This is a genomic window from Pseudomonas sp. PLMAX (genome assembly GCF_046042685.1).
GTDB classification, from domain to species: Bacteria; Pseudomonadota; Gammaproteobacteria; order Pseudomonadales; family Pseudomonadaceae; genus Aquipseudomonas; species Aquipseudomonas putida_AE.
In genome coordinates, this window is the sequence record NZ_CP064949.1 from 4,929,403 (window position 1) to 4,943,496 (window position 14,094).

The following is a 14,094-nucleotide window of genomic DNA, read 5'->3' on the forward strand; positions in this document are numbered from 1 at the left end:
TGAGTTGGTCGGACGGGCCTCTTCGCTGGCAAGCCAGCTCCTACAGTGTCCGTGGTGTAGGAAATGTTGGCGAACGACGCGACCCTGTAGGAGCTGGCTTGCCAGCGAAGGCGCCAGATCAAACACCACTGGAACCCGCCAATTTGCCCAAAAACAAAAACCCGCACAAGGCGGGTTTTGTTTGTAACGCAAGCACCAATCAGTCAGCCAAACGCCAGGTCGTCCCGCCCTTGCCGTCTTCCAGCACCACGCCCATGGCGGTGAGTTGGTCGCGGATGCGGTCGGATTCGGCCCAGTCCTTGCCGGCACGTGCCGCCAGGCGCGCAGCGATCAGCGCTTCGACTTCAGCCGCATCCACACGCCCTTCGGCGCCAGCCTGCAGGAAGTCATCGGCTTCGAGCTGCAATACGCCCAACACGCTGGCCAGTTCTTTCAAACGGGCAGCCAGGCCGGCCGCTACGTTGAGATCGCTCTCGCGAAGGCGGTTGATCTCGCGGACCATCTCGAACAGCACCGCGCAGGCTTCCGGCGTGCCAAAGTCGTCGTTCATCACCTGGGTGAATCGCTCGACGAAGGCTTCGCCGCCCGCCGGCGCCACGCTCGGCAGGCCTTTCAACGCGTGGTAGAAACGCTCCAGGGCGCCCTTGGCGTCCTTGAGGTTGTCTTCCGAGTAGTTGATGGCGCTGCGGTAGTGGCTCGACACCAGCAGGTAACGCACGACTTCCGGGTGGTACTTGTCGAGCACGTCGCGAATGGTGAAGAAGTTGTTCAAGGACTTGGACATCTTCTCGCCATTGATGCGGATCATGCCGCAATGCATCCACGCGTTGGCGTAGGTCTTGCCGGTGGCCGCTTCGCTCTGGGCGATTTCGTTTTCGTGGTGCGGGAACTCGAGGTCGCTGCCGCCGCCATGAATGTCGAAGGTCTCGCCCAGGCAGCAGGTCGACATCACCGAGCACTCGATGTGCCAGCCCGGACGCCCGGCGCCCCATGGCGATTCCCAGCTTGGCTCGCCCGGCTTGGCGGCTTTCCACAGCACGAAGTCCAGCGGGTCCTGCTTGGACTCGTCGACTTCGATGCGCGCGCCGATGCGCAGGTCTTCGATTTTCTTGCGCGACAGCTTGCCGTAGCCCATGAACTTGCCGACGCGGTAGTACACGTCGCCATTGCCCGGGGCGTAGGCGTAACCCTTGTCGATCAGGGTCTGGATCATCGCGTGCATGCCAGGGATGTGGTCCGTGGCGCGCGGCTCCATGTCCGGCTTCTTGATGTTCAGGCGCGCTTCGTCTTCGTGCATCGCCGCGATCATGCGCTCGGTCAAGGCTTCGAACGACTCGCCGTTCTCATTGGCCCGGTTGATGATCTTGTCGTCGATGTCGGTGATGTTGCGCACGTAGGTCAGGTCGTAGCCGCTGAAGCGCAACCAGCGGGTCACCAGGTCGAAGGCGACCATGCTGCGACCGTGGCCCAGGTGGCAGTAGTCGTACACGGTCATGCCGCACACGTACATGCGCACCTTGTTGCCATCGAGCGGCTTGAAGACTTCTTTGCTCTTGGTGAGCGTGTTGTAGATCGTTAGCACGTTATTTCCTTGAATCACTGGCCCCAGGAGTCACGCAGGGTCACGGTACGGTTGAACACCGGAGCGCCCGGTTTCGAGTCCTTGATATCCGCGACGAAGTAACCTTCGCGCTCGAACTGGAAACGGTCTTCCGGCTGTGCATTGCCCAGCGAGGGTTCAGCACGACAACCGGTGAGTACCTGCAGCGAGTCAGGGTTGATGTTGTCCAGGAAACTGGCGCTGTCTTCGGCCTTCTCCGGGTTCGGAGAACGGAACAGGCGATCGTACAGGCGCACTTCGCACTCGACGCTGGCAGCGGCCGGCACCCAGTGCACCACGCCCTTGACCTTGCGGCCTTCAGGGTTCTTGCCCAGGGTGTCCGGATCGTAGGAGCAACGCAGTTCGACGATGTTGCCATCGGCGTCCTTGATCGCTTCGTCGGCGCGGATCACGTAGCTGCCGCGCAGGCGCACTTCGCCGTTCGGTTCCAGGCGCTTGTAGCCCTTTGGCGGCTCTTCCATGAAGTCTTCACGGTCGATGTAGATTTCCCGGGCGAACGGCAGGACGCGCACGCCCATGTCTTCTTTCGGGTGGCATGGCAGTTCGAGGTTCTCGACCTGGCTTTCCGGATAGTTGGTGATCACGACTTTCAGCGGACGCAGCACGCACATGGCGCGCGGGGCGCTCTGGTCGAGGTCGTCACGGATGCTGAATTCGAGCATGCCGAAGTCGACCACGCCGTCGGAGCGGTTGGTGCCGATCATTTCGCAGAAGTTGCGGATCGACTTCGGCGTGTAGCCACGGCGGCGGAAGCCCGACAGCGTGGACATGCGCGGGTCGTCCCAGCCGTTGACGTGCTTTTCATCGACCAGCTGCTTGAGCTTGCGCTTGCTGGTGATGGTGTAGTTCAGGTTCAGGCGGCTGAACTCGTACTGGCGCGGGTTGGCCGGTACTGGCAGGTTGTCGAGGAACCACTCGTACAGCGGACGGTGGCTTTCGAATTCCAGGGTGCAGATCGAGTGGGTGATGCCTTCGATGGCGTCCGACTGACCGTGGGTGAAGTCGTAGTTCGGGTAGATGCACCACTTGTCACCGGTCTGGTGGTGATGCGCGTGACGGATGCGATACATGATCGGGTCGCGCAGGTTCATGTTCGGCGAGGCCATGTCGATCTTGGCGCGCAGCACACGTGCACCGTCCGGGAACTCACCGGCGCGCATGCGGGCGAACCAGTCGAGGTTCTCTTCAACCGAACGATCGCGGAACGGGCTGTTCTTGCCCGGCTCGGTAAGGCTGCCGCGGTATTCCTTGGCTTGTTCAGGGGTCAGGTCGTCGACATAGGCCTTGCCGGACTTGATCAGCTCCACCGCCCAGTCGTGCAACTGGTCGAAATACTGCGAGGCGTAGCGCACTTCACCGGACCATTCGAAGCCCAGCCACTTGACGTCGCTTTCGATCGCGTCGATGTATTCCTGGTCTTCCTTGGCCGGGTTGGTGTCGTCGAAACGCAGGTGCGTGACGCCGCCGAACTCCTGGGCCAGGCCGAAGTTCACGCAGATCGACTTGGCATGGCCGATGTGCAGGTAGCCGTTGGGCTCAGGCGGAAAACGGGTGACGATCTGCGTGTGCTTGCCCGAGTCCAGGTCTGCCTGGATGATCGGCCGCAGGAAGTTGACCGGCACGGCAGGGCCGGTCTTGGCATTCGAGGTAGGGTCGACAGTGGGCTTGCTCATAGGATCCTTGAACGTACTGGTGCGTGGCCGTAATGAAGGCCGGACAAAACAAAGCCGCTATCATAGCCGATGCCGTCAAGTACCTGACAGAGCGCACCCTGTAAACCGTCGTATTTAATAGGCCGTAAATGAAAAAACAGCCTCGAAATTCGCGCCTGTCACGCTAAACTGCGCACCTTGGCCGAGACTGGCTGAACCGGTTGCGGGACCCAATGTCCCAACACCACGAATTCCTCTTGATGAGTAACGATCATGACCCAAGTCAAACTGACTACCAACTTCGGCGACATCGTCCTCGAACTGAACGCCGACAAAGCCCCGATCACCGTGGCCAACTTCGTCGAGTACGTTAAAGCCGGTCACTACGAAAACACCGTTTTCCACCGTGTCATCGGTAACTTCATGATCCAGGGCGGCGGTTTCGAGCCAGGCATGAAAGAAAAGAAAGACAAGCGCCCAAGCATCCAGAACGAAGCCGACAACGGTCTTTCCAACGACAAGTACACCGTCGCCATGGCCCGCACCATGGAGCCGCATTCGGCTTCCGCACAGTTCTTCATCAACGTGGCTGACAACAGCTTCCTCAACCACAGCGGCAAGAACGTGCAAGGCTGGGGCTACGCGGTATTCGGCAAAGTGACCGCCGGCACCGACGTTGTCGACAAGATCAAAGGCGTGGCCACCACGTCCAAGTCCGGCCACCAGGACGTACCGGCAGACGACGTGATCATCGAGAAAGCCGAGATCATTGAGTGATACTGCTGATTTCAGACTTGCATCTGGAAGAGGAGCGCCCGGACATTACCCGGGCGTTTCTGGATTTGCTCGCCGGACGCGCCCGTTCGGCGAGTGCTCTCTACATTCTGGGCGACTTTTTCGAGGCGTGGATTGGCGACGATGCCATGACGCCGTTCCAGCGTTCCATCTGCCAGGCCCTGCGCGAGTTGAGCGACAGCGGCACGGCGATTTTTCTGATGCACGGCAATCGCGACTTCATGTTGGGCAAGGCGTTCTGTAAACAGGCCGGCTGCACCCTGCTCAAGGATCCGACTGTCGTGCAATTCAATGGCGAACCCGTGCTGTTGATGCACGGCGACAGCCTCTGCACCCGCGACGAAGCCTACATGAAGCTGCGTCGCTACCTGCGCAACCCGATCACCCTGTTTATCCTGCGGCACCTGCCGCTGCGTACCCGCCATAAGCTGGCGCGCAAGCTGCGTAGCGAAAGCCGCGCGCAGACGCGGATGAAGGCCAATGACATCGTCGACGTCACGCCCCTGGAGATTCCGCGGATCATGCAGCAATACGGCGTGAAAACCCTGATCCACGGCCATACCCACCGCCCCGCCATCCACAAGCTGCAGCTGGGCGAACAGGCAGCCCGGCGCATTGTGCTGGGGGATTGGGACAAGCAGGGTTGGGCGTTGCAGGTGGATGAGCAAGGGTTTGCGTTGGCGCCGTTTGATTTCGTAAAACCGTAAAGATCAAAAGATCGCAGCCTTCGGCAGCTCCTACAGGTGTACACATAACCCTGTAGGAGCTGCCGAAAACTCGTCTTTTAGCAGTCAATGTCCTGCAGAAGCAGGCCCCGCCTTCGCCGCAAACGGCGGTTTCGCCAGCCAGACGATCACGATCAACCCCATGAACGCCCATCCCAGCAACGTGAAGTAATCCACGGTGGAGAGCATGTACGCCTGGCTGGTCAGCACATGATCGAGCTGCGCATACGCCTGGCTGCTCGCCCCACCCAATGAATGCAGGGCCTCGCGGGTTGCAGGCTCATAGGTGCTGATACTTTCGCTCATGTACGCATGGTGCTGGTCGGCCCGGCGGATCCAGATCCACGTGGTCAACGACGCCGCGAAGCTGCCGCCCAGGGTCCGCAGGAAGGTCGCAAGGCCCGCGCCATCGGCGATCTGGTTCGGCGGCAGGTCCGACATCAGGATGCTCAGGGTCGGCATGAAGAACAACGCCACGCCAATCCCCATGAACAACTGCACCAGGGCGATGTGCTGGTAGTCCACTTCGTTGGTGAAGCCGGCGCGCATGAAACAGCTCAAGCCGATGGCCAGGAACGCAATGCCCGCCAACAAGCGCAGGTCGAACTTGTGCGCGTATTTGCCGACAAACGGCGACATCAAGACCGGCAGGATCCCGATCGGCGCCACCGCCAGGCCGGCCCAGGTGGCCGTATAGCCCATCTGGGTTTGCAGCCATTGCGGCAGGATCAGGTTGATCCCGAAGAACCCGGCGTAGCCCAACACCAGCACCAGAGTGCCGATGCGGAAGTTGCGGTAGGCGAACAGCCGCAGGTTGACCACGGGGTGGCGGTCGGTCATTTCCCAGATCACGAACACCGCCAGCGCTATCAGCGAAATGGCCGCGCCGATGAGGATGAAGTTCGATTCGAACCAGTCGAGGTCGTTACCCTTGTCGAGGATGATCTGCAACGCCCCGACGCCGATAACCAGGCTGATCAAGCCGACGTAATCCATCGGCTGATAACTGGTCACCACCGGCCGTGCCTTGAGCTGCGAACGCACGACCATGACCGCGAAGATGCCGATCGGCACGTTGATGAAGAAGATCCACGGCCAGCTGTAGCTGTCGGTGATCCAGCCGCCTAGGATCGGGCCTGCAATCGGCGCGACCACCGTGACCATCGCCAGCAACGCCAGGGCCATGCCGCGCCTGGCCGGTGGATAAACGGCGATCAGCAACGTCTGGGTCATCGGGTACAACGGCCCGGCCACCAGGCCTTGCAGCACCCGGAAGCCGATCAATTCCGGCATCGAGGTGGAAATACCGCAGAGAAACGAAGCCAGCACAAACAGCACGGTCGCCCACAGGAACAGCTTCACCTCACCGAACCGCCGGCTGAGCCAGCCGGTCAGCGGCAACGCGATGGCGTTGCTCACCGCAAAGGAGGTGATGACCCAGGTGCCCTGCTCCGAACTGACACCCAGGCTGCCGGAAATCGTCGGCAGCGCCACGTTGGCGATGGTGGTGTCGAGCACCTGCATGAAGGTCGCCAGCGACAGGCCGATGGTGCTCAGCACCAGGCTTGGGGGCGTGAAAGACGCGTTATTGCTCATCGCGAATCCTTTGAAACCTTATTGGCGCTGCGTCTGTTACAGACGCAGCTGACCTTTTTTGTGGGAGCGAGCCTGCTCGCGATGGAGTGTCAGTCGACATTGATGTAGCTGACCCACCATCGCGAGCGAGCTCGCTCCTACAGGGGGGCGGGGTGATGGTGGATTGGCGAATCAGCGATGCACGGTCTTGCTGACCGCGGCGCTGTTGTCGTGGATCAACTGGGTGATCATGGCGTCGGCCTCGGTCAATTGGCGGTCATAGATGCCGGTGCTGAACGACGCCTTTTGCGGCGGCTGTTGCGCCAGCACCGGGCCGCTCTGGTCACGCAGGTTCACATCGACCAGGGTCGACAGGCCAACGCGCAACGGATACTCGGCCAGCTGCTGGGCGTTGATATGAATGCGCACCGGTACCCGCTGCACGATCTTGATCCAGTTGCCGGTGGCGTTCTGCGCCGGCAGCAAGGCAAAGGCGCTACCCGTGCCGGCACCGAGGCTGTCGACGGTGCCGCTGTATTTCACGCTGCTGCCATAGAGATCGGCTTCGATGTCCACCGGTTGGCCGATACGCATGTCACGCAGCTGGGTTTCCTTGAAGTTGGCGTCGATCCACAGTTGATCCAGCGGGATCACCGCCATCAGCGCCTCGCCCGGTTGCACCCGTTGCCCAAGCTGCACGCTGCGCTTGGCAACGTAGCCGGTGACCGGCGCGATCAGGGTGCTGCGGGCGTTGTTCAGGTAGGCCTGGCGCAATTGCGCCGCGGCGGCCATCACGTCCGGGTGCGAGAAAACCACGGTGTCATCCACCAGCGCGCTGGAAGTCTTGAGCTTCTGTTGCGCATTGGCCAGGGCGTTCTGTGCCGAGGTCAGGTCGTCACGGGCGTGGGACAGTTCCTCCTGGGAAATCGCCCCGCCGACGGCAAGGTTTTTCCGCCGATTGAAGTTGTCCTGGGCTTTTTGCACTTCGGCCTGTTGCGCGTTGACCTGGGCTTTCATGCCGTCGACGTCGCTGTACAGGCCGCGAACCTGACGCACGGTGCGGGCCAGGTTGGCCTGGGCACTTTGCAGGCCGACTTCGGCGTCATTCGGGTCGAAGTTCACCAGCACCTGGCCTTCGTGGACCAGATCGCCATCGTCGGCGCCGATGCTGACGACCGTACCGGTGACCAGCGGGGTGATTTCCACCACGTTGCCGTTCACATAGGCGTCGTCGGTGCTTTCGCTCCAGCGCCCGTAGAACTCGTGGTAAGCCCAGACGCCCGCGCCGCCCAATACGACCACCGCGGCCAGGACCAGCAGCATGAACTTGCGCTTGCCCGAATCGGGATTGGCAGGTTGGGTTTCAGGGGTTGAAGTTGTATCGGCAGTGGCCATGACAAATACCTTGAATTAGTGGGTCAGCGTGGCTGGCGCGGCGTTGGCCGAGGCAATGGCCTCAGGCTGGAAACCGCCACCCAGCGCCTGTATCAGCTGGATCGACAGGTCGATCTGCTCGGCATTCAGGTTGGCCAGCTGACGCTGGGCCTGAAGCAACTGCTGCTCGATGCTGAGCACGTCCAGGTAGTTACCGATGCCGGAACCGTAGCGCTGGACCACGGTGTTGTAGGAATCCTGGGCGATGTCGGTGGCGTGCTGCTGGGCAGCGATCTGCCGACCGATATCACGCAACTGGTTGATGCTGTCGCTGACGTCGCCCAGCGCCCTGACCAGGCTTTTGTTGTACTGCGCCACCGCCAGGTCGTAGTCGGCGTCGCGGGAATCGAGGTCGGCGCGCAGGCGGCCACCGTCGAAAATCGGCACGGAAATCGTTGGTGCGACATTGAAGAAGCGGCTGGCCGAACCAAACATCGCATCCCCCAACAGGGATTCGGCACCGGCCGCGGCGCTGAGGTTCAAGTTCGGATAAAACTGCGTCTTGCCGGCGTCGATATTCTTGCTCGCCGCCTCTACCCGCCAGCGCGCGGCCACCAGGTCCGGACGCCGTCCGAGCAGTTCGGCCGGCAGTACCGACGGCAAGGCCACGGCACCGGGCTTGAGAATGTTCGGCCGGGCGATTTCATTGCCGCGATCCGGGCCTTTCCCCAGCAGTACGGCTAGCGCTATCTTGGCGCTTTGCAGGCGTTTTTCGGCGTCGATCAGATTGGCCTGGGAGGTGGCTTCCAGGCTTTCGGTCTGCTGGAACTGATACTGGCTGTCGATCCCGGAGCTCAGGCGACGCTGACTCAGGTCGAGCATTTGTCGGGTGCGCTTGAGGTCTTCGGCGGACAGGTAATGGACGATGTGCGCCTGGCCCAGATCGCTGTAGGCGCGGGCCACGTCGGCGGACAGGGTCAACTGCGCGGCCTGCTGATCGACTTCGGCGGCACGGGCCTGGCCCAGCGCGGCTTCCCAGGCATCACGCTGACCGCCCCAGAGGTCGAAGTTGTAATTGAAGGTGGCGCTGACGTTGCGCACGGTGGCGTAGTTGTCGCCCTGCCCCAACGGGTCCTGGTCCCGGGCCAGGCGCGAACGGCTGACGCCGGCGCTGGCATCCAGGGTCGGCATCCGCGCGGCGTCGGCGGCGTAGGCCGCGGCGCTGGCCTGGTGGGCGCGGGCGTCGGCGATCTGCATGTCGGGGCTGTCGCGCAGGGCTTCGCGGATCAGGCCGTCGAGCTGCGGATCGCCGAGACTGGTCCACCAGTTGCTTTTCGGCCAGGCCGCCGGCGACAGCGTCACGCCGCTGAGGGATTGCCCCGCCTTGAGGTTTTTCGCGTCGAGGCTGACGCCTTCGGTGGTCAGGCCACTGTAGCTGGCACAACCGGCCAGGCTCATGGCCAACAGCACCAGGCTCAGGCCGGTGCGCAAGGTTTTACTGTTCATTGGTCACCTACCCGCAGCAGGGTGATCGAGTCACCGGCCGCTATCAGGATTTTCTTGAGGATCGACTCCAGGGTTTTCAATTCTTCCGGCGTGATGGCGCCGGCCAGTTCATTCATGGCCTGGGCGCCGATGTGCGGCAGACGATCAGCCAGTTTCTGGCCTTCGTCGGTCAGCACCAGCCGAACCTGACGACGGTCTGCTTCAGAGCGTTGGCGGGCGAGGAAACCTTTCTGTTCCAGACGATCGAGCATGCGGGTCATCGAACCGCTGTCCAGGGACAGGTGCCGGCACAGCTCGCCAGGCGAATCGACGCCGTACTGGGCGATGATGATCAACACCTTGAACTGCGCGGCGGTGATGCCGTGGGGTTCCATGTGCGTGTCGATGATGCGGTCCTTGAGCAGCGCAGCGCGCCCAAGCAGCAGGCCGAGGTGGCAATTATGGAAATCGTCTGGCGTGAAATGTTTCATCTGAACACCAATTAGCTGCCTAGGCAGTGAATGTATGTCTAGATATTACTGCCTAGGCAGTCAATGTCAACGTAATAGTTAGGTTGCTTTGTAATTAATTGAGCAATGACGTAGGGTATTGCGTCATATAAAGGGACGTCGTCGCCCTGAAACCCGCTGGAAGCAAAACTACCTATCTGGTTAAACTACGCCGCCGCGGCTCCCGGAGCCCGCCTGAAGATCACGGGGACATCACAGTGGCCGTTAGACCGCCCAAGCATTCGCGACTCACACCGCGCTGGCCATCGTTGCGCCGCCTGTTCGACAAGGGATCGGCCGGAGCGGACCGTCACTGCGCGAATGCCCGGGTCATTCACGACTACTTCCACCACAAGGCCGGTTCCCAGGGCTACACCCTCAGCCACAGCCAGCAACGGGTGATCGACTGCATGGCGCAGCACGCCTCGACGCTGTTGGGCACGCCGGGCAAAAAACTGCCCGGGCTCTACCTGCATGGCGCTGTCGGGCGTGGCAAGAGCTGGCTGCTCGACGGTTTTTTCCAGGCGATCCCCCTCGCCCAGAAGCAGCGATTGCACTTCCACGGTTTTTTCGCCCGCCTGCACCAGGGCATGTTCAGCCATCGCGAGCAACCGGATGCGCTGGCGACCACGCTGGATGAGTTGCTGAGCGATTGCCGGGTGCTGTGTTTCGACGAGTTTCACGTCCACGACATCGGCGATGCGATGCTGATCACGCGGCTGTTCAAGGCGCTGTTCCAGCGCGGGATCCTGCTGCTGGTCACCTCCAACTACCCGCCGGAAGGCCTGCTGCCCAACCCGCTTTACCATGCGCGCTTCAAACCGGTGATCGACCTGATCAATGCGCGCATGCAGGTCATGGAAGTCGGCGGGCCGCACGACTATCGCAGTCAGGCCAGAACCCACGCGCATCAGCTGTTCACCCAGGGCCGATACGTCTGGCCCGCGACGCTGGCGCAACGCCAGGCAGCGAACCTGCCGGCGCCGAACGGGCCGGCCATTGCCCTGCCGGTCGGCGCGCGCCATCTCTCGGCCCGCTACTGCGAAGGACGCACTATCGGCTTCACCTTCGGCGACCTGTGCGATCACCCCACAGCGGTCATGGATTATCTGGAACTGTGCCGGCGCTTCGATCACTGGATCATCGACGACCTGCCCGACCTCGCCGACTGCACGATTGCCGCGCAGCAGCGTTTCATCAATCTGGTCGACGTGTTGTATGACCAGGACAAGCACCTGACTTTGCTGGGCCAACGCTCCCTGCGTGAAAGTTTGGGTGGTGACGCGATTGACCTGGCGCGTACGCGTAGTCGGTTGGGGCAGTTGGTGGAGTTGCGGGAGGGGGTGTGACGGGGGGCAGGTGAAGCAAGATCAAAAGATCGTCCGAGCGCGGCCCGAACCTTCGGCAGCTCCTACAGGAGACCGCGTACGCTTGACATCAGGTCGGCTCGTAGGCCGCCTCGCTTTGGCTTTTGATCTGCTTTTGATTTTGATTTTCTTGCCCCATCGAGAGGCCGAGTGGAGGTTCTGCGCAGTGGGCAACCCGGCATGGATGCCGGGTTAGCCGCGCTGGGCCCAGAGTGTGTAAAAACTGATTCAAGCATGGTCGGCGCGTAGCGCCGACGGTGGTTGGCTGGCTAATTACACCTAAAGTGCTCTCCGTAGCTCCATTACGCTTCAATGCCACTCGTAGGGCTTCTCTGCTCGTCCATCGAGCAAAACAGGAGCCCTTTCAGGCCGTCAACGCTTTCATCAGGTTCTGCGCACCGAGGATTTTCATCACTCGCTTCAAGTTGTAAGCGAGCACATTCAAACTCATTTCGGTGCTCACTCCGGCAAGCCGTCGGGTCAAAAAGTGTGTCGCACCCATCCATTGTTTGAGCGTCCCGAAGGGATGCTCGACGGTCTGCTTGCGGATGCTCATCATCTGCGGCGTATTGGCCAGGCGAACCTGCATTTCCTCCAGCACAGTTTCATGTTCCCAGCGACGTATCTTTCGCTCTCTGGCCGGAGTGCATTGCGCCTTGATCGAACAGGACCGGCAGTTAGAGCTCCAGTAACTGTTCAACGTCCTGCCATTATCGACGTAAGAGTTGCGCCAGATCAGCGCTTCATGGGCTGGGCAGACGTACACATCGTTATCCGCGTCGTAAACAAATTCATTATTGCCGAAGCGACCTTCGTATTTGGCGCGCGAGCTCAGCGTCTTCGGTACATAAGCACTAATCCCTGCCTCGTGGCAGGCAAGGATCTCCCCGCTTTTGTAATACCCTCGGTCAGCCACCACCGACAACGATTGGAGTTTCATCGCCTCACGGGCCTGCAGCGCCATTGAACTGAGCTGATCACGGTCGTGACCCTCATTGGTCACCTCGTGCGCGACGATCAGATGGTGCTTGGTATCGACCGCCGCTTGGACGTTGTAACCCACGATGCCTTTGCCGCTCGTCATCATGGAGCGCGCGTCCGGGTCGGTCAGTGAGACCTGTTTGTCCGGCGACGCCTCAAGCTGTATTTCAATCGCTTGAAGCGCCTTCATCTGCTCCTTCAGTTTGGCGATTTTCTCCTCCAGCCCCCCTTTGGGCCCTGAAGGCTTGGTCTCTTCTCGATCAGCCGCATCCAGCGCCTTCAGATAATGGGCAATGCTCGATTCGATTTCTTCCATCCGACGCTTCAGCTTGGCGCTGGTGAAATTGCGGTCGCGGTGGTTCACCGCCTTGAATTTACTGCCGTCGATCGCAACGAGGTTTTCCGAGAAAAGCCCCAGTTGCTGACACAGCACGACAAACTGCCGACAGACGCCTCGAATGGCCTTGCCGTTGTCTTTGCGAAAGTTGGCGATGGTCTTGAAGTCCGGCATCAGCCGACCGGTAAGCCACATCAGTTCGACGTTGCGCTGCGCCTCGCGCTCAAGGCGCCGGCTCGACTGGATGCGATTGAGATAGCCGTAGATGTAGATCTTCAGCATGACTGCGGGGTGGTAAGCCGGTCGGCCCGTTTCAGCAGGGACGGCGCTTTGAAAACCCAAGGCGATCAGGTCGAGTTCATCCACGAAGACATCGACAACACGCACAGGATTGGTGTCGCTGACGTAATCGTCCAGGCTCTCGGGGAGCAAGGTACTTTGACCTCGGTGTTCACCTTGAATAAAGCGTTTCATGGGCAACCCTTGCGATGAAATCCTGGGGAATCATAGCAAGGGTTGGCTTGGATGTTTTGACACACTCTGGGCCAAGGATGGCCCATCGCGGCGGGCCCACGGAGCAGGACCGGAGCGAGGGTATGCCGAGCCACAGCGAGGCACCGAACGCCAGGGGCAAGAGCCCTTGGTTACTTGGGGCTTTTCCAAGTGACTCGCTGTAAGAGCGAAACCCTAGGTGGCCGTTACCGCAGGAATGGATATGTACACCATCAAAACATCAAGATCGGGTTAGCTGCGAGAGATGTTTAGCCGGCCAGGCCGACAAACATATCCTGCACGTCGTCATGGTTATCGAGGCCTTCCAGGAAAGCTTCGACTTCAGCCATCTGCTCATCGCTCAAGCCGCTGACCGGGTTCTTCGGCTGATAGCCCAGCTTGGCCGACAACACGGTGAAACCTTGCTCAGGCAGGGCTTTCTGCACGGCATCCAGGTCCGTAGGTTCGGTCAGGAACAGCGTCGCGCCGTCTTCGCCCGGCTCGAAATCCTGGGCACCGGCTTCGATGGCGGCCATCTCCGGATCGGCGTCCGGGGTGTCCGGCGAGGCCTCGATCATGCCCACGTGGTTGAAGTCCCAGGCCACCGAACCGGAAGCGCCCAATTGGCCCTTGCGGAAGGCCACGCGGATTTCAGCGACGGTACGGTTGATGTTGTCCGTCACGCACTCGACGATCAGCGGCACCTGGTGCGGCGCGAAGCCTTCATAGGTCACGCGATGGTATTGCACGGTCTCGCCCAACAGACCCGCACCCTTCTTGATGGCACGATCCAGCGTTTCCTTGGGCATCGAAGCTTTCTTGGCCTGTTCGACCACCAGACGCAGGTGTGCGTTGGTGGCGGTATCGGCACCGTTGCGCGCAGCAATGGTGATTTCCTTCACCAGTTTGCCGAAGATCTTGCCCTTGGCGTTGGCTGCCGCTTCTTTGTGTTTAACCTTCCACTGTGCGCCCATTAATCACTCTCTTGTCTATGGCGCCGAAACATCTATTGGCCGACGCATGCCGCCAAGTTTATACGGCCTAAAGTTGGCAATCGACCAAAAAATCTCATCCACGGATCGACATTTTTACCGATGGTTGTAGGGCGATTCTGAAATTTCGCTTTGCCATGTCCACAAGGCCTGCGGGTTTCGTACCCTCGCAGTCCCTACTCCATGGTA

The 14,094-nt window shown here is 60.7% G+C and carries 11 protein-coding genes; 3 read left to right on the forward strand and 8 right to left on the reverse strand.

Annotation, left to right across the window (positions count from 1 at the left end; translation table 11 throughout):
- Nucleotides 1-199 precede the first annotated feature (199 nt).
- Both cysS and DKB71_RS22390 read right to left on the reverse strand, forming a co-directional pair.
- Nucleotides 200-1,582 (reverse strand): cysteine--tRNA ligase, encoded by a 1,383-nt coding sequence (gene cysS / locus DKB71_RS22385; RefSeq protein ID WP_408597489.1) that lies wholly within the window; start codon nt 1,580-1,582, stop codon nt 200-202.
- 14 nt (nt 1,583-1,596) lie between these two features.
- Nucleotides 1,597-3,294 (reverse strand): glutamine--tRNA ligase/YqeY domain fusion protein, encoded by a 1,698-nt coding sequence (locus DKB71_RS22390; protein ID WP_323628693.1) that lies wholly within the window; start codon nt 3,292-3,294, stop codon nt 1,597-1,599.
- A 252-nt stretch (nt 3,295-3,546) separates the two neighbouring features.
- Here DKB71_RS22390 and DKB71_RS22395 point away from each other — a divergent pair, with 252 nt between their 5' ends.
- Together DKB71_RS22395 and lpxH are read left to right on the forward strand one after the other, a co-directional pair.
- Complete coding sequence (locus DKB71_RS22395) at nt 3,547-4,050, forward strand: peptidylprolyl isomerase (RefSeq protein WP_008053603.1); 504 nt, start codon at nt 3,547-3,549, stop codon at nt 4,048-4,050.
- The gene (gene lpxH, locus DKB71_RS22400) at nt 4,047-4,775 is read left to right on the forward strand and encodes a UDP-2,3-diacylglucosamine diphosphatase (RefSeq protein ID WP_408597492.1); all 729 of its coding nucleotides are present in this window, start codon (nt 4,047-4,049) and stop codon (nt 4,773-4,775) included. The genes DKB71_RS22395 and lpxH overlap by 4 nt, the downstream gene beginning before the upstream one ends.
- An 84-nt stretch (nt 4,776-4,859) precedes the next feature.
- On the opposite strand, the gene DKB71_RS22405 is transcribed toward lpxH, so the two are convergent.
- From DKB71_RS22405 to DKB71_RS22420, 4 genes are all read right to left on the reverse strand, one after another.
- Nucleotides 4,860-6,389, reverse strand: coding sequence for a DHA2 family efflux MFS transporter permease subunit (locus DKB71_RS22405; RefSeq protein WP_408597494.1), 1,530 nt, complete (start codon nt 6,387-6,389; stop codon nt 4,860-4,862).
- Nucleotides 6,390-6,560: 171 nt separating this feature from the next.
- Entirely contained in the window at nt 6,561-7,763 is a 1,203-nt protein-coding gene (locus tag DKB71_RS22410) for an efflux RND transporter periplasmic adaptor subunit (protein ID WP_408597496.1), read from the reverse strand.
- Between the two features lie 15 nt (nt 7,764-7,778).
- Nucleotides 7,779-9,248, reverse strand: coding sequence for an efflux transporter outer membrane subunit (locus DKB71_RS22415; protein WP_408597498.1), 1,470 nt, complete (start codon nt 9,246-9,248; stop codon nt 7,779-7,781).
- Entirely contained in the window at nt 9,245-9,718 is a 474-nt protein-coding gene (locus DKB71_RS22420) for a MarR family winged helix-turn-helix transcriptional regulator (protein ID WP_408597500.1), read from the reverse strand. Before DKB71_RS22420 ends, DKB71_RS22415 begins: the two co-directional genes overlap by 4 nt.
- Nucleotides 9,719-9,954: 236 nt before the next feature.
- On the opposite strand from DKB71_RS22420, the gene zapE reads away from it, so the two are divergent.
- Nucleotides 9,955-11,085 (forward strand): cell division protein ZapE, encoded by a 1,131-nt coding sequence (zapE, locus tag DKB71_RS22425; RefSeq protein WP_408597502.1) that lies wholly within the window; start codon nt 9,955-9,957, stop codon nt 11,083-11,085.
- A gap of 382 nt (nt 11,086-11,467) precedes the next feature.
- Here the strand turns inward: zapE and DKB71_RS22430 are convergent, their stop codons facing one another.
- The gene (locus DKB71_RS22430) at nt 11,468-12,895 is read right to left on the reverse strand and encodes an IS1182 family transposase (RefSeq protein WP_408596762.1); all 1,428 of its coding nucleotides are present in this window, start codon (nt 12,893-12,895) and stop codon (nt 11,468-11,470) included.
- Between the two features lie 287 nt (nt 12,896-13,182).
- Nucleotides 13,183-13,887 carry a YebC/PmpR family DNA-binding transcriptional regulator gene (locus DKB71_RS22435; RefSeq protein ID WP_008063883.1) on the reverse strand — a complete coding sequence of 235 codons (705 nt, stop codon included), beginning with the start codon at nt 13,885-13,887 and terminating at the stop codon, nt 13,183-13,185.
- Between the last annotated feature and the right edge of the window lie 207 nt (nt 13,888-14,094).

Bases quoted from the DNA above. Each gene is read 5' to 3' on its own strand.
- DKB71_RS22405 (WP_408597494.1), bottom strand. From the start codon at position 6,389: ATGAGCAATAACGCGTCTTTCACGCCCCCAAGCCTGGTGCTGAGCACC.
- DKB71_RS22390 (WP_323628693.1), bottom strand. From the start codon at position 3,294: ATGAGCAAGCCCACTGTCGACCCTACCTCGAATGCCAAGACCGGCCCT.
- DKB71_RS22415 (WP_408597498.1), bottom strand. From the start codon at position 9,248: ATGAACAGTAAAACCTTGCGCACCGGCCTGAGCCTGGTGCTGTTGGCC.
- DKB71_RS22435 (WP_008063883.1), bottom strand. From the start codon at position 13,887: ATGGGCGCACAGTGGAAGGTTAAACACAAAGAAGCGGCAGCCAACGCC.
- DKB71_RS22420 (WP_408597500.1), bottom strand. From the start codon at position 9,718: ATGAAACATTTCACGCCAGACGATTTCCATAATTGCCACCTCGGCCTG.
- DKB71_RS22410 (WP_408597496.1), bottom strand. From the start codon at position 7,763: ATGGCCACTGCCGATACAACTTCAACCCCTGAAACCCAACCTGCCAAT.
- DKB71_RS22430 (WP_408596762.1), bottom strand. From the start codon at position 12,895: ATGAAACGCTTTATTCAAGGTGAACACCGAGGTCAAAGTACCTTGCTC.
- DKB71_RS22395 (WP_008053603.1), top strand. From the start codon at position 3,547: ATGACCCAAGTCAAACTGACTACCAACTTCGGCGACATCGTCCTCGAA.